The 19,500-nt window shown below is 73.3% G+C and carries 15 protein-coding genes; 10 read left to right on the top strand and 5 right to left on the bottom strand.

The features are described from left to right. Positions 1-164: 164 nt before the first annotated feature. Positions 165-1,658, top strand: coding sequence for a serine/threonine-protein kinase (locus WME96_RS46810; RefSeq protein WP_437288022.1), 1,494 nt, complete (start codon positions 165-167; stop codon positions 1,656-1,658). A gap of 15 nt (positions 1,659-1,673) precedes the next feature. Here the strand turns inward: WME96_RS46810 and WME96_RS46815 are convergent, their stop codons facing one another. Then, complete coding sequence (locus tag WME96_RS46815) at positions 1,674-2,234, bottom strand: GNAT family N-acetyltransferase (protein WP_437288023.1); 561 nt, start codon at positions 2,232-2,234, stop codon at positions 1,674-1,676. Positions 2,235-2,340: 106 nt separating this feature from the next. Here WME96_RS46815 and WME96_RS46820 point away from each other — a divergent pair, with 106 nt between their 5' ends. Then, complete coding sequence (locus WME96_RS46820; RefSeq protein WP_437288024.1) at positions 2,341-2,991, top strand: hypothetical protein; 651 nt, start codon at positions 2,341-2,343, stop codon at positions 2,989-2,991. Positions 2,992-3,081: 90 nt separating this feature from the next. On the opposite strand, the gene WME96_RS46825 is transcribed toward WME96_RS46820, so the two are convergent. Next, positions 3,082-3,717 carry a glutathione S-transferase family protein gene (locus tag WME96_RS46825; protein ID WP_437288025.1) on the bottom strand — a complete coding sequence of 212 codons (636 nt, stop codon included), beginning with the start codon at positions 3,715-3,717 and terminating at the stop codon, positions 3,082-3,084. A gap of 88 nt (positions 3,718-3,805) precedes the next feature. After that, positions 3,806-4,687, bottom strand: a complete 882-nt coding sequence (locus tag WME96_RS46830; RefSeq protein WP_437288026.1) for a hypothetical protein — start codon at positions 4,685-4,687, stop codon at positions 3,806-3,808. Positions 4,688-5,949: 1,262 nt separating this feature from the next. Between WME96_RS46830 and WME96_RS46835 the strand changes: the two genes are divergently transcribed. Then, a complete protein-coding gene (locus tag WME96_RS46835) occupies positions 5,950-6,924 on the top strand; it encodes a DUF4142 domain-containing protein (RefSeq protein ID WP_437288027.1) in 975 nt (324 codons plus the stop codon). An 83-nt stretch (positions 6,925-7,007) separates the two neighbouring features. On the opposite strand, the gene WME96_RS46840 is transcribed toward WME96_RS46835, so the two are convergent. Next, entirely contained in the window at positions 7,008-8,450 is a 1,443-nt protein-coding gene (locus WME96_RS46840; RefSeq protein WP_437288028.1) for an aldehyde dehydrogenase family protein, read from the bottom strand. Between the two features lie 79 nt (positions 8,451-8,529). Between WME96_RS46840 and WME96_RS46845 the strand changes: the two genes are divergently transcribed. The 7 genes from WME96_RS46845 to WME96_RS46875 all read left to right on the top strand — a co-directional run bounded on the left by WME96_RS46845 (position 8,530) and on the right by WME96_RS46875 (position 17,984). Continuing rightward, positions 8,530-9,951, top strand: coding sequence for an aminotransferase class III-fold pyridoxal phosphate-dependent enzyme (locus WME96_RS46845; RefSeq protein WP_437288029.1), 1,422 nt, complete (start codon positions 8,530-8,532; stop codon positions 9,949-9,951). Beyond that, positions 9,948-10,922, top strand: coding sequence for a hypothetical protein (locus WME96_RS46850; RefSeq protein ID WP_437288030.1), 975 nt, complete (start codon positions 9,948-9,950; stop codon positions 10,920-10,922). Before WME96_RS46845 ends, WME96_RS46850 begins: the two co-directional genes overlap by 4 nt. Positions 10,923-11,163: 241 nt before the next feature. Next, complete coding sequence (locus tag WME96_RS46855; RefSeq protein ID WP_437288031.1) at positions 11,164-12,024, top strand: formate dehydrogenase accessory sulfurtransferase FdhD; 861 nt, start codon at positions 11,164-11,166, stop codon at positions 12,022-12,024. Continuing rightward, positions 12,021-14,345 carry an FdhF/YdeP family oxidoreductase gene (locus WME96_RS46860; RefSeq protein WP_437288032.1) on the top strand — a complete coding sequence of 775 codons (2,325 nt, stop codon included), beginning with the start codon at positions 12,021-12,023 and terminating at the stop codon, positions 14,343-14,345. The genes WME96_RS46855 and WME96_RS46860 overlap by 4 nt, the downstream gene beginning before the upstream one ends. Before the next feature lie 34 nt (positions 14,346-14,379). Beyond that, on the top strand, positions 14,380-15,786 hold the full coding sequence (locus tag WME96_RS46865) for an aminotransferase class III-fold pyridoxal phosphate-dependent enzyme (protein WP_437288033.1): 1,407 nt from the start codon (positions 14,380-14,382) through the stop codon (positions 15,784-15,786). Further along, complete coding sequence (locus tag WME96_RS46870; RefSeq protein ID WP_437288034.1) at positions 15,783-16,751, top strand: histone deacetylase family protein; 969 nt, start codon at positions 15,783-15,785, stop codon at positions 16,749-16,751. The genes WME96_RS46865 and WME96_RS46870 overlap by 4 nt, the downstream gene beginning before the upstream one ends. Positions 16,752-16,961: 210 nt before the next feature. Then, complete coding sequence (locus WME96_RS46875) at positions 16,962-17,984, top strand: GAF domain-containing protein (RefSeq protein ID WP_437288035.1); 1,023 nt, start codon at positions 16,962-16,964, stop codon at positions 17,982-17,984. A gap of 39 nt (positions 17,985-18,023) precedes the next feature. Here WME96_RS46875 and WME96_RS46880 read toward each other — a convergent pair whose 3' ends face one another. Further along, positions 18,024-19,409, bottom strand: coding sequence for a hypothetical protein (locus tag WME96_RS46880; RefSeq protein ID WP_437288036.1), 1,386 nt, complete (start codon positions 19,407-19,409; stop codon positions 18,024-18,026). Positions 19,410-19,500: the final 91 nt, after the last annotated feature.

A 19,500-nucleotide genomic window follows, 5' to 3' on the forward strand; every position in this document is an offset into this window, starting at 1 on the left:
CGGCGGTCGGCGGCGCGCGTGCGTCCCTGGGTCCACACGAGCCTTTGCGGCGCGGTCGCGCTTGGCTATGGTGAGCGCCTGGAGAGAGGGGGCCGCGATCCGCGGCCCGGGCTGCTCCTGGAGACCGCGGGCGCGGCTCCCCGAGCACCAGCATCTGGTGAGCCATGCGGATCTCCGAGGACCCCGCTCCGGGGCAGCGTCTCGGGCGATATGAGCTTTTGCGCCTCATCGGCGAGGGCGGGATGGCCCAGGTGTGGGCCGCGCGCATGGAGGGCTCCCGCGGCTTCCACAAGGTCGTCGCGCTGAAGACGCTGATCCCGGCGCTCGCGAACGACCCGCAGTTTCAGCGCATGTTCCTCGACGAGGCGAACCTCGCCTCGAAGATCCACCACCGCAACGTCGTCGAGATCCTCGACCTCGGCGACACCGACGGCGTGCTCTTCCTCGTGATGGAGTGGATCGACGGGCAGACGATGCAGCGGCTGCTCCGGCCGGGGCTGCGCCCGATGCCGATCTCCCCGGCGATCGCCGCGCGCATCGTGGCCGACGCGGCGCACGGGCTGCACGCCGCGCACGAGCTCCACGACGAGCGCGGGGTGCCGCTCGGCATCGTGCACCGGGACGTCTGCCCGCAGAACATCCTCATCGACCGAGACGGCACGGTGAAGGTGGCCGATTTCGGGATCGTGAAGGCGTTCGAGCGGCTGGGCGACACGACGCAGACCGGCGAGATCAAGGGCAAGGGCGAGTACATGTCGCCCGAGCAGGCGCAGGGGTACCCTGTCGATCGCCGCTCCGACATCTTCTCGCTCGGCGTGGTGCTCTTCGAGGCGGTCACGGGCGCGCTCCCGTTCCAGGTGCTGCACGACCTGGTGCTGCCGCAGACCGGGGTGCCGGAGCCGCCGCGCCCCACGCTCATCGCGCCGCATTGCCCGCGCGAGCTGGAGGAGATCATCCTGAAGGCGCTCGCGCGCGATCCGCGGCAGCGCTTCCAGACGGCGGGCGAGATGGCGAGCGCGCTGGAGGACTTCCTCATGCGCCGGTCGGGCGTGATGACGAGCGCCCAGGTGGCCGAGCTCCTGATCGCGCGCTGCGGCGACGCGATGGAGGAGGAGCGGCAGAAGATCGCGGGCGCGACCGCGCCGCAGCAGCGCCCGGGGTGGCGGCCGAGGCCCGGCGCGACGCTGAGCGCGGGGCCGGTCTCCGAGGGCCGGTCGCGGGGCGCGCGCACGGATCCGCGGCGGGGGATCGGCGGGCTGATGCGCGCCGGCAGCGACGCGCTGCGCCCGGTCGCGCTGCCGTGGCTCGTGGCGTCGGTGTCGACGGGGGTGGCGGTCGCGTCGCTCATGTTCGTCGCGCTGAGCCGGCCGCGGGAGCACCGGCCGCTCGTGGATCCGATCGCGGTGCAGGTCCAGCCGAGCGCCGCGGTGGTGCGGCTGAACGACGTGGTGCTCGGCGTGGGCAGCCAGGTCATCGCTCGCCCGAAGCCGGGGGTGTCGCTCTCGGTGGAGGCGCGCTCGAGCGACGGCGTCTCGCAGAAGGTCGAGATCACGTCGGAGTCCCCCGCGCGCATCCAGCTCAACCTGGAGGGGACACGCGAGCCCGGGCCCGGAGCGCCGGCGCCGTCGCGCAGCGGCGGGGCGCCGGCGCTGAAGTAGGCGCGAGCGCGCGGGTCACGTCGCGGCCTGGAGCTCGCCGCGCAGGAGCCCGTAGACCGCGGTGTCGGTGAACCGCCCGTCGTAGTACCAGTTTTGCCGGTGCTGCCCTTCGCGCGTGAAGCCGAGCCGCTCGAGCACGCGTGCGCTGGCGCGGTTGTCGGGGTCGAGCTGGGCCTCGACGCGGTGGAGATCCATCGACGCGAAGCCGAAGGGGAGCATGGCGCGCAGTGCCTCGGTCATGATGCCCTGGCCCCAGAACGCGGGCAGGAGCCCGTAGCCGATCTCTGCCCAGCGATGGGGCTTGTTCCAGCGCCAGAAGCCGCCGTTCCCGATGAGCTCTCCGCCCTCCTTGAGGGTGATGCCCCAGTAGATTGAGGTGTTCTCGCGGATGCCGGCGGTGACGACGGCGAGGTTCTGCTCCGAGTCGGCGATCGAGCTGTCGGGCGCCCGGCCGGTGTAGCGCGTCATCTCCGGATCCGACCGGATACGGAAGAGGCGCTCGACGTCGGCGGGCCCCATCGCGCGGAGCCGGAGGCGCGGCGTCGTGAGGACGGGGAACGGGTCGAACGATGCCATTCGCGGATGGCATCAGCGCAGCCGGCCGGGCGTCAAGCGCGGGGCACGAGGCCGCGGGCTTGACGGCGCTGCGCCCGCGGCCGAGATCTGCCGAGGAGGACTTCGCATGGCGCCGCTCGAGGATCTGCGTCCGGAGCAGCTCACCGCGATCGAGGTGGCGGAGGAGGGCGTCGCGATCGAGCTGGCGGAGGACGGCGCGGCGATCGGAGGGGCGGAGGAGAGCGCCGCGATCGGGGAGCTGGCGGGGGAGGGGGCCGCGATCGAGCTGGCGGAGGGCCCGGCGATCGAGCTGGCCGAGGGCGCTGCCGGCGGCGAGGGCGTCGCCGGGGCGGCCGGGGCTGCGGGGCGCCGCGTCCGCTTCGCCCGCGGGGTCTCCGAGCTGCCCGGCGAGCGCGCCGTGGTGGTGCTGCACGAGGACATGATCCTGCGCTGGCGGCCCACGCCGGACCGGCCGGATGGCGCGCTAGCGAGGCTCTCCGAGGTGGCCGTGGGCGCGGCGATCGCTGTCGAGCACGGGGGCACCTGGGACGAGGGGCTCGTCCTCGGCCGCGTGGTGCGCCCGGCGCGCGCGGGCGGCTTCCGGGTGGACGGCGACGTGGAGCATTACCCCTCCATCGCCGAAGCCGAGCGAGCGCACGGCCCTCTCGAGGCGGGCGACCCGCAGGAGCCGCCGGCGAGGACCGCCGATCCGGCGTTCGAGCTGGGCGAGCCGATAGGCCGCGACCCGCGCGGGCTCGCCCGCAGGGCGAGGAGATAGCCGCAGCGTGCCACCCGCAGGCGCGCTGTCCCGCAGGCGCGCTGTCCCGCGGGCGCCCTGCCCCGCGGGCGCCCTGGCCTGCCGCGTGGGTCAGCCGAGCTCGCTCAGCGCGTCGCCGCGCGCCTCGGCCCAGCTTTCGCGGCTGCGCAGCCGTTCGCGGTAGGCGATCACGTTCGGCCAGCGCTCGGCGTCGTCGAGGCGCGAGCCGCGGAGCATCGCGAGGGCGGCGCCCATGGCGCAGTCCGTGAGCGACATGGAGCTCTTGAGCAGGTACTGCCTCTCATCGAGCTCTGCCTCGAGCAGATCGAGCGAGCGCGTGACCTCGTCGATGGCCCGCTGGAGGACAGCCTCGGCGGGGGCGGGGAAGCCCGTCTTCGGCGCGACGACGTTGGTCCACCAGATGATGCCGCAGTGCGGGGTCATGTGTGCGCTCTCGAAGAACAGCCACTGGAGCGCCCTGGCCTCGGACGTCGGCACGTCAGGCCAGCGCGTCGTGCCGTGGGTGCGGCCGAGGTAGGCGATGATGGCATTCGACTCCCGGAGCACGAGCGGGCCGTCCTCGAGGACGGGCACCTTCCGGTGCGGGTTCAGCCGGGCGAACGCCTCGGCGCGCTGCTCGCCTCGAAACAGGTCGACCTCGACCGGCTCGTAGGCGAGCCCGAGCTCGGCGAGGGCGAGGCGGACCTTGAGCGCGTTGGGCGAGTGGAGGAACGTGTAGAGGCGCATGCCGATGCCGTAGCGCAACGGACCGGAGGGCACGAGCGGCGCGATGGAGGGGATGGAGGAGCGCCGCGGGGGAGCGCGCGCGTCCGGATCAGGCGATGCCGATGACGGGCGGCACGACGGGAGCGGCTTCGGGCTTCACGGCGCCGGCATCCGGCTTCGTGTCGCCCTTCTCGGGCCGGGGAGACGCCGGCGCGGAGCGCGTCGCCGTGTACAGGTTGGGGAAGCGGCCCTCGGGATCATCGTAATAGAAGAGGAACCGGCCGACGCGGACGGCCTCGTCGTAATGGCGGAAGAGCAGCTTGGCGGCGCGCGCCTGGTAGCCTTTCCAGAGCGTCTGCTCGGGTGTCGTCGTGGCGCCGAGCAGGCGGAGGATCTGCTCCGCCAGGGCGCTCGCTTCCTTCTCGTCCTCGCCGCGAAAGTTCCGCTTGTCGTCCTGTATCGCCTCGCGGTGCTTCCGGTACATGTCGGCGGCGGCGGACAGGTCGTTGGCGAGGTCGAGGTGGCCGCTGCCCGCGCGCAGGTGCGCGAGCTGCGCTGTCGCCTCCGCGTCGCTGTCGAGGTGGTACTCGAGCGTCTTCAGCATGCGCGCGCGCGTCTCGTAGGCGCGCTCGACGAGGGAGGGCGGGAGCGCCGCGCCGGAATGCGTGGCCGAGGTGAGGAGGAACTTGTGCCGGGCGAACCATGTCGCCCACGCGACGCTCTCGAGCCCCTCGAGCAGCGCGGCGTCGAGCGCCCCCGCCGCGGCGATGGCCGCGATGCGCTGGCGCAGCTCTGGCGCGGAGAGCGTCTTGGCCACGCCGATGGCCTGCACGGCCGCCGCCTGGAGATCGAGCCGCGGCGTCTCCAGCCCGGCGAGCGGCATCGCGTCGAGGTCGGGCTTCACGCGGTGAAAGGCCGCCTCGGCGATATGAAGCTGGGTGGGCTCAACGGCGGGTGTCCCTGATTTCTTCGGGCTTTTGGGTTTGGGCATGAACGCAAGGACTAAGTCGCGCCGGCGCGCGTGTCGCAGGCGAGCACGAAATGGGCACGATTCAGGAACGTGATCGTGCGGTTGCATGTCGTCAGCGAGGTGATCGCAGGGGGCATGGGGAACGAGCGTTGTGATCGGGGAGCGGGACATCGAGCAGAGCACCGAGGTGGCAGGAGCAGACGGTGCTCCGGCCGGTGCCTCGGCCGACCGACGGCGGCGGATGCTGCGACGTAGCGGGAAGCGCGCGGGGCTTCGATGCAGGTGGTGCAGGACGTAGCGGGAAGCGCGCGGGGCTTCGATGCAGGTGGTGCAGGACGTAGCGGGAAGCGCGCGGGGCTTCGCCGCGGGTGGTGCAGGACGTAGCGGGAAGCGCGCGGGGCTTCGCCGCGGGTGGTGCAGGACGTAGCGGGAAGCGCGCGGGGCTTCGCCGCAGGTGGCGTGGGACGTTGCGCGAAGCGCGCGAGCAGCGGATGGGCGACGGATCGCCTTCCGGCATCACAGCAGGGGCGCTCCGTAACCGTGCTGTGTCAACCGGAAGAAGCGCTGTCGATGAGGCACCTCGACGCGCGCGCACGGTCGCCGCTGGCGGGGACGGATTATGTGTTCCGCCATCGACAACGCAGCACTGGATGAGGAAGAGGGGAAGGGAAGGCCAGGCGAGCTGGGAGCGCCAGAATGGCTTCAGCACGCTTCAGAGCCATATCTAGGATCCGATTCTGACCGTCGTCCCCGCGCGCGACGGAGACACGGGCGCCGCGGACGGCGTATCGACGATTGCCGATGTGAGGCTCGTGTCGGGCGACGCGATCGGTCTCGTCGTTCGCTCGGGCACAGCCGTGGAGTTCATCCGAACCGAGATTCTCGCGTCCTACGGATGGGCCGGCCACGATGGTGAGGAATGCGATGGCGAGGAATGGCCCGGGTTGAACCGGGCGGCGGGGCCTGATGGGCTGTACGGGGGCGACGCGTGCTCGGCGGCCACCGTCCGCGGCGGTCCGGCGACGGCACCAGGGGCATGCCGGGCCAGAGCCCCGGTCACCCCTGTGTGCAGTGGTGCTACCCCGTCGCAGCCAAGGCGACGGCGGCGCGCGAGATCCGCATCCAGAAGGCGTCGGCTGAGGCAACTTCGCACCCGCTGTAGCGATTTGCGACAGTATGGAATCCTACCAACAGCACGAAGTGCGGGAAAACCATGCTCCCGGCTTGTGCACCGATCTTGCACACGGCCGGGCACCCAAACCTACGTGAGGAGGTCTCGATCTATGGTCGCATCGCGCAACGTTCTCGTCGTCTCGCTCGGTCTCGCCCTCGGCGTTGGCTGCTCGAACCAGCCCCCGGCGAGCGATCCGAGCTCGGCGAGCGGAGCAACGCCGCCGCCGACCCAGCCCGCTGTCACGCCGCCGCCGCCGGTCGACACCGCGACGCCGCCGGCGACGCAGCCCAGCGCGGACGCGCAGCCGGAGGCAACCACCACCACGACGCCGAGCGCGCCGCCCGAGGCCCCGCTCACCGACGAGCAGATCGTCGCCGTGCTCGACGCCGCGAACAAGAAGGAGATTGACGAGGCCACGCTCGCGCAGACGAAGGCCAAGCACAAGGACGTGAAGGCCTACGCCAGGGTCATCACCCAGCATCACACCCAGGCGAAGGCGAAGCAGGCCCAGCTGGTCAAGAAGCTCGGCATCACGGCGGCGGAGTCGGACAAGAGCAAGCAGCTCACCACCGAGACGCAGCAGGCGGTCGACCAGCTCAAGGCCCTGCAGGGCGCCGACTTCGATCAGCAGTTCGTGGCCACCATGATCCAGGACCACCAGAAGACGCTCGACCTGCTCGACAAGCGCATCCTGCAGGACGCGAAGAACGCCGATCTGAAGGCGATGATCGAGAAGGACCTCCGCCCGACCATCGAGAAGCACCTCAAGGACGCCGAGGCGCTCGCGCAGAAGCTCGGCCCGGCGACCGGCGCGGCCGGCGGCACGGGCACGACGAGCGCGACGGGGACGCAGGGCGCGACCGGCGCGGGAGCGCAGGGCGGCGCGACGACCGGCGCGACGGGCGCCGGGAACCAGGGCACGACCGGCGGGCAGCGCGCCGCCGGCGCGCAGTCGGGGAACCAGGCCGGGCAGACCGGCGTGACGGCGGGGAGCCCGGGCGGCCAGGGCGGCGTTCAGCCGCCTGCAGCGACCCCGGCCGCCGGGGCCGGCGCTGGCACGAAGGGCGCCGGGACGACGAAGTAGTCGACCGCGGGAGCGGATGCCGGGATGCGGAGAGCGCGTGTCTCTCCGCATCTCGGCGATTCCCCCGCTGCGCGGCGCGCGGCTCAGCCGAGCGCGACCCAGACCGACTTGAGCTGCGTGAGCTCGTCCAGCACCGCGCGGCCGTTCTCCCGCCCGTAGCCGGATTGCTTGTATCCGCCATAAGGGCTCGCCGCGTCGAACCGGTTGTACGTGTTGATCCAGACCGTGCCCGCCGCGAGGCGCGAGGCCAGCGCGTGCGCCTTGCCGATGTCGCGCGTCCAGATGCCGGCCGCGAGGCCGTACTCGGTCGCGTTCGCGAGGCGCGCTGCCTCCTCGACGCCGTCGAAGGGGATGACCGCCAGCACGGGGCCGAAGATCTCCTCGCGGGCGATGCTCATCGACTCCGAGACCGACGAGAACACCGTCGGCTCGACGAAGTACCCCGGGCCCTCGCGCCGACCGCCCGCCTCGCGGCGCGCCCCCTCGGCCGCGCCGCGGTCGATGTAGCCGAGCACCTTCGTGAAGTGCGCCTCCGACACCAGGGGGCCCATCTGCGTCGACGGGTCGAGCGGATCGCCCGGCAAGAGCTTGCGCGCGCCGCGCGTCACCGTCTCCAGCACGCGGTCGTGCACCGCCCGCTCCACGAGGAGCCGGCTCCCCGCCGTGCACAGCTCGCCCTGGTTGTAGAAGATGGCCGTCACCGCCGCCTTCGCCGCGCTCTCCACGTCCGCGTCCGCGAAGACGATGTTGGGGCTCTTGCCGCCGAGCTCCAGCGACAGCTTCTTCAGCGTGCCCGCCGCCGCGCGCATGATCGCCCGGCCGGTGTCCGTGCCGCCCGTGAACGAGATCTTCGCGACCCCCGGGTGCTCCACGAGCGCCGCGCCCGCCTCCTCGCCGTGCCCCGTCACCACGTTGACGACCCCCGGCGGCACCCCCGCCTCCGCCAGGATGCGCGCGAGCTCCAGCGTCGTGAGGCTCGCCTCCTCCGGCGGCTTCACCACGACCGTGTTGCCCACCGCGAGCGCCGGCGCGACCTTCCGCGCCGCGAGCAGCAGCGGGAAGTTCCAGGGGATGATCGCGCCGATGACGCCGAGCGGCTCGCGCACGGTGTAGTTCAGGAACGGGCCCCGCACCGGGATCGTCTCGCCGCCGAGCTTCGTCGCCCACCCGGAGAAGTAGAAGAACGTGTCCGCCGTGCGCGGCACGTCGATCGTCCGCGCCGCCGTGATCGGCTTGCCTGTGTCGACGGCCTCCAGGCGCGCGAGCTCGTCGCACCGCGCGAGGATGAGCTCCCCCGCCTTCCACAGGATGCGCGCGCGCTCGTTCGGATCCATCGCGGCCCAGCCCGGGAACGCCGCGCGCGCGGACGCCACCGCGGCGTCCACGTCCTCGCGGCGGCCGCGGGCGAGCCGCGCGAGCGCCCCGCCCGTCGCGGGGTTCGCGGTCTCGAACGTCTCGCCGGAGAGCGCCTCCCTCTCGGCGTTGTCAATCCAGAGCTTCTTCACGGTCTCGCGCGTCTCGGACATGCCTTGTCGTAAACCCGCGCGCCCGGGCTCGGCAAGCGGCGATGACACCGGCCCTGCCGTGCGGGATACTCATCCACCCATGGACTTCTCCGATCGTCCCACGCTCCCGTCCGTCCCTCCGCGAAGAGTCGTCACCGAGCTGCCCGGGCCGAAGGCGCGCGCGTGGATGGCGCGCGGCGGCTTCGACATGCAGTCGCGCTACCGCGCGGTCGTGATGGACGACGCGGCCAGCCGGGGGTGCTCGCTGGTCGACGTGGACGGCAACGTGTTCCTCGACCTGTTCGCGAACTTCGCGCTCGGGGCGCTCGGCTACAACCACCCCGCGCTGGTCGAGGCGGCGCACGGCGAGGCGTTCATCCGCGCCGTCGCGAACCCGACGTCGACGCCGTTCGTGACGACGCCGGGCTGGTTCGAGTTCGTGGAGGCGCTCGAGCAGCGGTACGCCCCGCGCGGCATGGCGCGCGTCTTCTGCGTGGACGCGGGCGGCGAGGGCGTCGAGTCGGCGCTCAAGGTCGCGTTCATCCGGCACGGCGAGCGCCGGCGCGAGGCGGCGGGGCTGCCGAAGAACCCGCTGGAGCTCCCGGAGGATCAGCAGAAGAGCATCCTCGACAACGCGGGGACCGACGCGGTGGTCGTGTCGTTCGCCGGCGCGTTTCACGGCCGCGGCCTCGGGCCGATGTCCGCGACGCACTCCAAGGTGATCCACAAGGCCGACCTGCCCGCCTTCCCCTGGCCCACGGCGCCGTTCCCGGCGAGCCGCTTCCCGCTCGCGCGCTACGCCGCCGAGAACGACCGCGCCGAGGCGGAGGCGCTCGCCGCCCTCGAGCGGATCCTCGACGCGCACCAGGGCAGGGTGGCCGCCCTGATCGTCGAGCCGGTGCAGTCCGAGGGCGGCGACCGGCACGCGAGCCCCGTCTTCTTCCGCCGCGCGCAGGAGCTCGCCGGCAAGGCGGGCGCGGCGTTCATCCTCGACGAGGTGCAGACGGGCCTCGGGATCAGCGGCACGCTCTGGGCGCACGAGCAGCTCGAGCTGCCGCGCCCGCCCGACCTCATGTGCTTCGGCAAGAAGATGCAGATGGGCGGGTTCTTCGCGACGTCGGCGTACGACGTCGCGCAGTTCGGGCGCATGTACCAGACGCGCAACGGCGACCGCGCGCGAGCCGCTGTCGCGCTGGCGACGCTCCGCACGATCGAGTCCGAGGATCTGCTCGCCAACGTGCGCGCGACGGGCCGCCACTTCCTGGCCCGGCTCGAGGAGCTCTGCGAGCGCTACCCCGCGCTCGCGAGCGAGCCGCGCGGCCGCGGCTTCCTGCTCGCCTTCGACCTGCCGACGACGGCGGCGCGCGACGACTTCCTCGGGCGCGCGCTGCGCCGCGGGGTGTTCGCGAGCTACACGGGGACGCGCTCGGTGCGCCTCCGCCCGCACCTCATCACGACGGTCGCGGAGGTCGACGAGGCGGTCTCCGTCTTCGACGCGGTGCTGCGCGAGATGGCCGGATGATCGTCGACCCGCGCGACGTCTGCCCGGGGGAGGGGCCGGAGAAGGTCGCGCGGGCGCTCGCGCAGTTCTCGCTGGACGAGGCGCAGGGCGACGCGGCGTTCGACGAGGGCTACCGGGCGCTCGACGCGTTCTTCGGGCCGAAAGGCGAGATCGAGCGCCGGGAGGTGCTCTGGGCGTGGCTCGCCGGGAAGCACGCGGACGGGGCGGCGCCGATCGCGGCGACGTACCACATGATCCTCGCGCGGGGCGTCGACGACGGGCGCCTCGCCGGCGCGCGCGACTGCTTCGTCACGCTGGACCGCGCGGCGCGGCGCTGCGTCGTGCTGCTCTCGCACGCCCTCGTCCTGCCGGACTTCCGCCGCACCGGCCTCGCCGCCCTGCTGCGCGCGGCGCCCGTCGCGCTCGCGCGCCGCGCGCTCGAGGCGGCGGGGATCGCGGCGGGGCAGGCCGAGATCCTCCTCGCCGCCGAGATGGAGCCGGTCGATCCGGACGACCGCGACACCGCGGTGCGGCTCTTCGCCTACGGCCGCGCGGGGTTCTGGGCCATCCCGCCGGCGGTGCTGCCGTACGCGCAGCCCGATTTCCGCGACACCGCGGCGCTCGGGGTGACGCCCGTGCCGGTGCCGCTCGTCGCCGTGGTGCGCCAGGTCGGCGAGGAGGACCGCGCCGACATCTCGCGCGCCGGCGCGGCGTCGTTCCTGCGCCATTACCAGGCGGTCCACGCGCGCGAGGTCCCCCCGGGCGACCTCGCCCCCATCCGCGAGCGCGCGCTCGCGGGCCTCGCGGCGTTCGACGGCGAGCGCGTGCCGCTCCTCGGCGTCCCGCGCGGGCCCGCCGAGATCGCCGGCTTCGCGCCGCTGCTCCGGAGCGCGGTGATGCCGCTGTTCCCGCCGGCGTGGCGCGGCAAGGCGCCGCTCGACGCGCCGGAGCGGGAGCTCGGGCGGCTCGTCGCGGCGTGGTCCGCGGGGTGAGCGAGCGCCGCCCCGGGCGCCCCGGAGGCGGCGCAGGACGGCGCGTGATCCCCAGCGGCGGCCAGCCGAGCTCCCCCGCTTCGAGCCAGCCCGCGCCATCAGGGTCATAACTGCTCAAAATACATATCATTCTCCTTCTTGCGCCTTTGCGCCTTTGCGCCTTTGCGTTGAAATCTCTCTCCGTATCCTGGGGCGGCCTCGGACCTGGAGAACTAGGATGGGGAGAGCGGGACACGCACCCATGACGTCCACCACGACCCCCGTTTCGATCCGCAGGATCACGGACGACAGCGCCTCGGACGCGGAGGATCTGCTCGCCGTGGAGGAGCCGCTCGAGATCGTCGTCGTCGCGCGCGCCCGCGGCGCGCAGCACGACCGCGCCGAGCGCCGGCTCGGGATCACGATGCGCACGCCCGGCCACGATCGCGAGCTCGCGATCGGGCTGCTGTTCGCCGAGGGCATCATCGCCGGCGCGGCCGACGTCGTCGCGGTCGAGGAGGGCGAGGGCCCCTCGGGCGGGCTCGTGCGCGTCGCGCTCCGCGACGAGGTGACCGTCGATCTCGGGCGCACCGAGCGCGCGCTCGCGGTCGCCAGCGCGAGCTGCGGCGTCTGCGGCAAGGCGTCGATCGACGTGGCGTCGTTCGCGCCGCCCGCGCCGCTCGCGCGGGGTGCCCCGCGGCTCGCGCCGCGCGTCGTGCACGGCCTCGCCGCGCGGCTCCGCGGGGCGCAGCCGGTGTTCGGGCGGACCGGCGGGCTCCACGCCGCGGCCCTCTTCGACGCGAGCGGCGCGCTCGCCGACCTCCGCGAGGACGTCGGCCGCCACAACGCCGTCGACAAGCTGGTCGGCGCCGCGCTGCTCGCCGGGAAGCTGCCCGACCCGGGCGCGGTGCTCATGGTCAGCGGGCGCGCGGGGTTCGAGCTCGTGCAGAAGGCGCTCCGGGCGTCGATCCCGGTGATGGTCGCGGTGGGCGCGCCCTCGAGCCTGGCCGCCGAGCTCGCGTCGGCGCACGGGATGACGCTCGTCGGCTTCGCGCGCGACGGCCGGTTCAACGTGTACGCGGGCCGGGAGCGCGTCGCGGTCCCCGCGGAGGCGGCGTCGTGAGCGCGCGCGACGTGCTGCGCGACGTCCAGGCCGAGCCGCCGCCCGAGCCCGAGGCGCCCCGGATCGGCGATCGCAGCGCGGCCGCCGGCGGGCTCGCGGCGGTCGGCGCGACGCTGCGGCACGCCGTCGGCGAGATGGGCGTCTCGCGCGCGGTGCGCACGCTGCTGCGCGTGAACCAGGGCGAGGGCTTCGACTGCCCCGGCTGCGCGTGGCCCGAGCCCGAGGAGAAGCGCTCGCTCGCCGAGTTTTGTGAAAACGGCGCGAAGGCGGTCGCCGAGGAGGCGACGCTCCGGCGCGTCACGCCGGAGTTCTTCCGCAAGCACAGCGTCGAGGAGCTCTCGAAGCAGTCGGACCACTGGCTCGGCAAGCAGGGGCGGCTCGTCCACCCGATGCTGCTCGAGGAGGGGGCGACCCACTACCGCCCGGCGTCGTGGGACGAGGCGCTCGACCTCGTCGCCTCGTCGCTGCGCGCGCTGGGCTCGCCGGACGAGGCGGTGTTCTACACGTCCGGGCGCACGAGCAACGAGGCGGCGTTCCTCTACCAGCTCTTCGTGCGCGAGCTCGGGACGAACAACCTGCCCGACTGCTCGAACATGTGCCACGAGTCGAGCGGCGTCGGCCTGCGCGAGGCGATCGGGGTCGGCAAAGGTACCGTATCTCTTCAGGATTTCGAGCTGGCGGACGCGATCTTCGTCGTCGGTCAGAACCCGGGGACGAACCACCCGCGCATGCTCTCGGCGCTGCGCGAGGCGCGGCAGCGCGGCTGCGAGATCGTGACGGTGAACCCGCTCCCCGAGGTCGGCAGCGAGCGCTTCCAGCACCCGCAGCACCCGCTCGATCTCGTCGGCCCGGGGGCGCCGATCTCGACGCTGTTCCTCCAGGTGCGCATCAACGGCGACGTCGCGCTCTTCACGGGGCTCATCAAGGAGATGCTCGAGGAGGAGGAGCGGCGGCCGGGGGCCGTGCTCGATCGCGCGTTCATCGCGGGCCACACGGACGGCTTCGAGGCGCTCGCGGCGGCGGTGCGCGCGACGCCGTGGGACGACATCGTGGAGCAGAGCGGGGTCCCGCGCGACCGGATCCGCGCGGCGGCCGAGATCGCGATGCGGTCCGAGCGCACGATCGCGTGCTGGGCCATGGGCCTCACGCAGCACCAGAACGGCGTGGCCAACGTGCAGCAGGTCATGAATTTCCTGCTGCTGCGCGGCAACATCGGCCGGCCCGGCGCGGGGGCGTGCCCGGTGCGCGGGCACAGCAACGTGCAGGGCGACAGGACGATGGGCATCTGGGAGCGCCCGCCCGCCGAGCTCCTCGACCGCATCGAGAAGAACTTCGGCTTCTCGCCGCCGCGCCGCGACGGCCTCGACACGGTCGCCGCGATCGCCGCGATGGCCGACGGGCGCGCCCGCGTCTTCTTCGCGCTGGGCGGTAATTTCCTCTCCGCGACGCCGGACACCGCGTTCACTGCCCGCGCCCTCGCCCGGTGCGATCTCACCGCGCACGTGTCGACCAAGCTGAACCGGGCGCACCTCGTGACGGGCAGGCGCGCGCTCATCCTGCCTTGCCTCGGGCGCACCGAGCGCGACGTGCAGGCGAGAGGGCCGCAGTTCGTGACGGTCGAGAACTCGATGGGCGTCGTGTCGAGCTCGCGCGGCAACCTCCCGCCGGCCTCGGAGATGCTGCGGAGCGAGGTGGCCATCGTGGCGGGGCTCGCCCGCGCGACGCTGGGCGCGCGGTCGCGCGTGCCGTGGGAGGAGCTCACCGCGGATTACGACCGGATCCGCGACCTCATCGAGCGCACGATCGACGGGTTCGACGACTTCAACGTCCGGGTGAAGGACCCGCGCGGCTTCGCCCTGCCGAACGCCGCGGCCCGGCGCGAGTTCCGCACGGCGACGGGGAAGGCGAACTTCATCGCGCACCCGCTGCCGCGGCACGAGCTCGAGCCCGGCGAGCTCCTGATGATGACCATCCGCAGCCACGACCAGTACAACACGACCATCTACGGGCTCGACGACCGCTACCGCGGCGTGCGCGGCGGGCGCCGCGTCGTGTTCATGAACGCCGAGGACGCGGCCGAGCGCGGGCTCGCGCAGGGGGACCTCGTCGACGTGACGAGCCGCTTCTCCGACGGGGAGCGCGTCGCGCGCGCGTTCCGCGTCGTGCTCTACGAGATCCCCCGCGGCAACGTGGCGGCGTATTTCCCCGAGGCGAACGTGCTCGTGCCGCTCGGCAGCATGGCCGAGAAGAGCCACACCCCCGCGTCGAAGTCGATCGTCGTGCGCGTCCGGCCTTCCGACGCGCGCGGCGGATCCGCGTGACGCTCCGCGGCCCCCGTTGCAATGGAGTCAGACCATGAACGCCCAGCCCAGCATCTCCCCGTCCATCCCCGGTGAGCCCGAGCGCGCCGCCATGCGCACCGAGATCCCGGGGCCCGCGTCCGAGGCGCTCCGCGCCCGCCATCAGCGCCACCAGGACGCGCGGCCGATCCACTTCTACCAGGACGCGCGGAAGAGCCTGGGCAACTACATGGTCGACGTGGACGGCAACGTCCTGCTCGACGTCTACGGGCACATCGCCGCCGTGCCCATCGGCTATAACCACCCGGATCTGCTCGCCGCCTGGCGCGATGGCCGCTTCGACTGGTGCGCCGGCTACCGCTCCGCGCTCGGCGTCGCGCCCGCGCCCGAGTGGGTCGACATCGTCGAGAAGACGCTGATGCGCGTCGCGCCGAAGGGGCACACGCGCGTCTTCACCTTCACGACGGGCGCCGAGGCGGTGGAGAACGCGCTGAAGTCCGCGTTCATCCGGCTCGCCCGGCGCCGGCGCGGCGGCGCGCAGCCGAGCGACGGCGACCTCGCCGCCTGCATGCTCAACCGGCAGCCCGGCGTGAACGCCTTCAAGGTGATCTCCTTCGAGGGCGGCTTCCACGGTCGCAGCATGGGCGCCCTCTCGGCGACGCGCAGCAAGCCGATCCACAAGCTCGACATCCCGGCGTTCGACTGGCCGGTCGTGCCGTTCCCCGCGAACCAGTTCCCCGAGGCGGAGCACGCCGAGCAGAACCGCGCCGCCGAGGCGCGCTCGCTCGAGGCGGTCAAGGCGGCGATCGACGCGCACCCGGACGAGGTTGCCGCGCTCATCGTCGAGCCGATCCAGGGCGAGGGCGGCGACCGCCACGCGAGCCCGGCGTTCTTCCAGGCGCTCCGCCGCCTCACCGCGGAGCGCGGCGTCGCGTTCATCGTCGACGAGGTGCAGACCTGCGGCGGCGGGACGGGCGTGCTCTGGGCGCACGAGGCGTGGGACCTGCCCGAGCCGCCGGACATGGTGACGTTCTCGAAGAAGATGCAGCTCGGCGGCTTCACCTGCCGCGAGGAGTTTGCGCCGATCGAGGCGCTGCGCGTCTTCAGCACCTGGCTCGGCGACCCGCTCCGCGGCGCGCAGCTCGAGGTGATCCTCGAGGTCATCGAGCGCGACCGGCTCCTCGAGAACACGCGGGCGACCGGAGAGCGCCTCGTCGCCGGCCTCGAGGACCTCTGCCGCCGCTACCCCGGGGTGCTCTCGGGCGCCCGCGGCATCGGCACCTTCGCCGCGGTCGACTTCCCCCACGCCGCCCGGCGCGACGCGGCGCTCACCGCGCTCCGGAACCGCGGCCTCGAGGTGGGCGGCTCGGGCGAGCGCACGCTCCGCTTCCGGCCGGCGCTCGTCTTCGCGCCGCGCCACGCGGCCGAGGCGCTCGACATCCTCGAGTCGGTCTGCAAGTGACCGCCGGCGCGGCCGCCCCGCCCCCGATCCGGGTGTTCCACTCGCCGCGCTACTTCGCGGACATCGGCGAGCACGTCATGCCGATGCGCAAGTTCGCCCTGGTGCGCGAGGCGATCGAGCGGAGCGGCCTCCCCGCGCGGGTCGAAGAGCCCGGGCCGGTCAGCGACGAGGATCTCCTGCGCGTCCACACGCCCGGGTACCTCGAGGCGATCGCGACCGGCGAGCCCCGGGCGCTGGCCGAGTCCCAGAAGTTCCCGTGGTCGCCGGCGCTCGCCGAGGCGGTCCGCTTCACGAACGGCGGCTGCATCGCCGCCACCGTCGCGGCGCTCGAGGACGGCATCGCGGGCAACCTCGCGAGCGGCTTCCACCACGCGCACGCCGATCACGGCGAGGGCTTCTGCACCTTCAACGGCCTGGTCGTCGCCCTGGAGCGCGCGCGCGCCGAGGGGCGCATCCGCCGCGGGCTGGTGGTCGACATGGACCTCCACTACGGCAACGGCACCGCGTCGCTGCTCGCGTCGCGGCCGTGGGCGTTTCAGCTCTCGATCTACGGCAACTGGTACAAGCAGAACCGGGCGTACCGCGACGTGGAGGGCGAGCGCGCGCCGGACACGGCCAATAGCTGGTCCGTCCCGGTGCCGAACGGCAGCGGCGGCGCCGCGTACCTCGAGCTCCTGGAGCGGCACCTCGGCCCCGCGATCGACCGCGCGGCGCCCGACCTGATCCTCTACCAGGCCGGCGCGGACCCGTACCGCGAGGACCCGTACTCGCCGCTCGACCTGACGCATGACGACCTGCGCGCGCGCGACGAGATCGTGTTCCGGGCCGCGCTCGAGCGGCGCATCCCGATCGCGTGGGTGCTCGCGGGCGGCTACACGCCCGACGTGAGCCGGGTGGTCGAGGTGCACCTCGGCACGCTCGTCGCGGCGGTGCGGGCGCGGGAGGCGGCGGCGCGCCGGGGGTGACCTCGGCCGCCGCGCTCGGCGAGCCGCGGAGGCGCCGGCGCTGTGCAGCAGCGAGGGCGCGCGCCGGGACGGCGGGCGCCGCGTGATCCCGGCACATCCGCGCGGCACAGGGGAATGCGCGTCGCACACGGGTGGTCGCGGCGGACGCAGCGCCGCGCGCTCCGCCGGCGCGGCGTCTTCGTGCCCGCCTTTGCTGGTAACCTCCCCGCCATGGCCGACCTGAACGACCCCGCCCGCCTGGCCGAGCTGCGCGGCGCCATGCTGCGCACCGAGGCGGACGCCCTCCTCGACGCCTGCGTGGCGCGGGCCGCCAGGCTCGCGCGGGCGCCGATCGCCTTCGTGAGCCTGGTCGTGCGCCACATCCAGCTCCTGCGCGCGCACCACGGCCTGCCCCTGGAGCTCGCGGTGAGCTGCGCGACCTCGCGCAGCAACTCGTTCTGCCAGCTCGTCGTGCGCGACGAGGCGCCGCTGCTCGTCGAGGACGCGCTGCGCGACGAGCGCGTCTCGAAGGAGCTCGTCGAGAGCTACGGCATCCGCGCGTACGCGGGGGTGCCGGTGCGGGTGGGCGGGCACGCGATCGGCTCGCTCTGCGTGCTCGACGTCGTGCCCCGCCGCTTCGAGCCGCCCGTGGTCGCCGGCCTCGAGCAGCTCGCCATCGAGGTCGCCGACCGCCTCTCCGCGCTCGTCGAGCGCGACGCGCCGCTCGGCAGCGCCGACGTGCAGGAGCGCCTCGTCCGCATCGAGCAGGCCACGCGCGTGCTGGAGCGCGCGCTCCTGGCCCTCGCGCCGGTAATCGCCGCGGTGCAGAGCGCGGCGGCTGTCCGGGCGCACGCGCCGCCGGTCGAGGCGATGCACGCGACGCCCTCGACGCTGGTGACGCTCGCCGGCCTGCGCGCGGCGGTCGGGTGCTGGCGCGACGTGGGCTCCGTCGCGGACGAGCTGTGCGACGAGGCCGCGGCCGTCGCGAGCTCCACCCCTGCGGCGTCCGGGCTTGTCGCGGCGGCCCGGGGGCTCGCGCGAGGCCTGGCCGAGGTCGCCCCGCTCGTTCGCCTGGCGGAGGGCGTTCTCGAGGGGACGCTCGATGAGGTCGCCGCCGATCGGGGGAGGGCGCTCGTGCTGCGCGGCGCGCTCGACGCGCACGAGGCCGCCTGCGTGGCGGTGGGCGAGATCCGCGCGGGCGCCCTGCGCGTACGGTCCGCGACGAGCGGCTCCGGCGGCGCCCCGGCGCCGTGAATGCCGTGAGCCACCGCCGCGCCGCCCGGGGCGTCGTGATCACCGCGGCGTTGCGGTCGACGGCGGCGTCGCGGCCGACGGCGGCGTCGCGGTGGTCGCGGCCGACGGCGGCGTCGCGGTGGTCGCGGCCGACGGCGGCGTCGCGGTGGTCGCGGTCGTCGACGGCGTCGCGGTCGTCGACGGCGTCGCAGTCGTCGACGGTGTCGCGGCCGACGGCGTCACCGGTAGCTCGCGGGTGATCTCGCCCGCGTCCGTCCCCTCGGGCGGCGGCGGCTCCGACCCGGGCGTGACCGGCGTGCCCTCCCAGGTCGCGCTCTTGTCCCGGCTCCCGTAGACGAACGGCGGCCGGGTCTCCAGCTCCCGCGCGATGCGGGCGAGCTCCTCGTCGAGGTAGCGCGGGTTCGCGAGCCGCTCGCGGATGCCGCTGTTCAGGTAGCCGCGGATGTCGGGGCTGTCCGGGTAGTACTTCGTGTACACGTTGTACCGGAAGAGCGGCTTCAGCCGGTGCAGGTCCCTGGGCCCGCTCGGCAGGGGCAGGAGCTCGACGAAGCTCTTCCGCTTCGCCCGCTCCTCCAGCCGGTCGAGGACGAGCTGGAGGCTGTTCTCCAGCAGGTGCGGCGCGCAGTGATCCGCGAAATCGTCGTAGAGCAGCCGCATGAGCGCCCTCGCCTCGTCGATCGGGAGCTGCGCCTGCCGCTCGCGGCCCATGCGCCGGACGAGGACCATGAACGGCGAGGGCTGGTTGCCCGTCGCGCGGATCTCCTCCGGGTCGCGGAAGTCCGGCTGGCGGTAGGGGAAATGGCGCGGGTTGATCGCGTCGAAGCCGCCGCGGCCGTAGAACAGGATGCGCTGCCACGACAGGCGCTCTTCCGGCGTGAAGAACTCGACCTCGGCCGCGAGATCCATGTTCATCCCGAAGTACTTGCCCGGCGCCGCCGGCGCGGGGAGCGTGATCTTCCCCATCGCGTGGAGGTCGGCCAGGTACTGCATGGCGAGCTCGACCGGCGAGATGCGCAGCCAGTACGACAGCACCGTACCGCGCGCCTCCGGGATCATGAAGATATGGGCGAGGTAGATGACGCAGAGATCCGGGGCGTACGCCGGATTGACGAGCACCGTGCCGTCGCGGACGCCGCGCACCCTCCCGTCCGAGTCCCGCGCGACGAGCAGGAAGTAGCGCATGTATGTGCCCGACGGCTCGGGCGTGTACGGGTCGTCGCGCAGGAAGGCCTCGATGGCCTCCTTGCGCTCCATCTCGCCATGAGGACCGAAGCTGTCCCAGAGGATCTGATACGCCGCGTCGAAGTCCGGGTCGGAAGGGTCCTCGATGGACCAGATCTGGTATTTGCGGGTTTCGCGCTCGATCATCTCCACCACGTCCTGGTGGAAGAGATCCTTCATGCAGAGCCGGACGCGCTTCTTCAAGGATGGCTCCCGGGGTCCGTGATGTCAGACGGAGCGTTCATCTGATAGGTAATCATCGTGGCTCGCGAAGCGCTCGTCGACACGCGTACGG

The organism is Sorangium sp. So ce406 (assembly GCF_051474675.1).
Classification (GTDB): Bacteria; Myxococcota_A; Polyangia; order Polyangiales; family Polyangiaceae; genus Sorangium; species Sorangium cellulosum_G.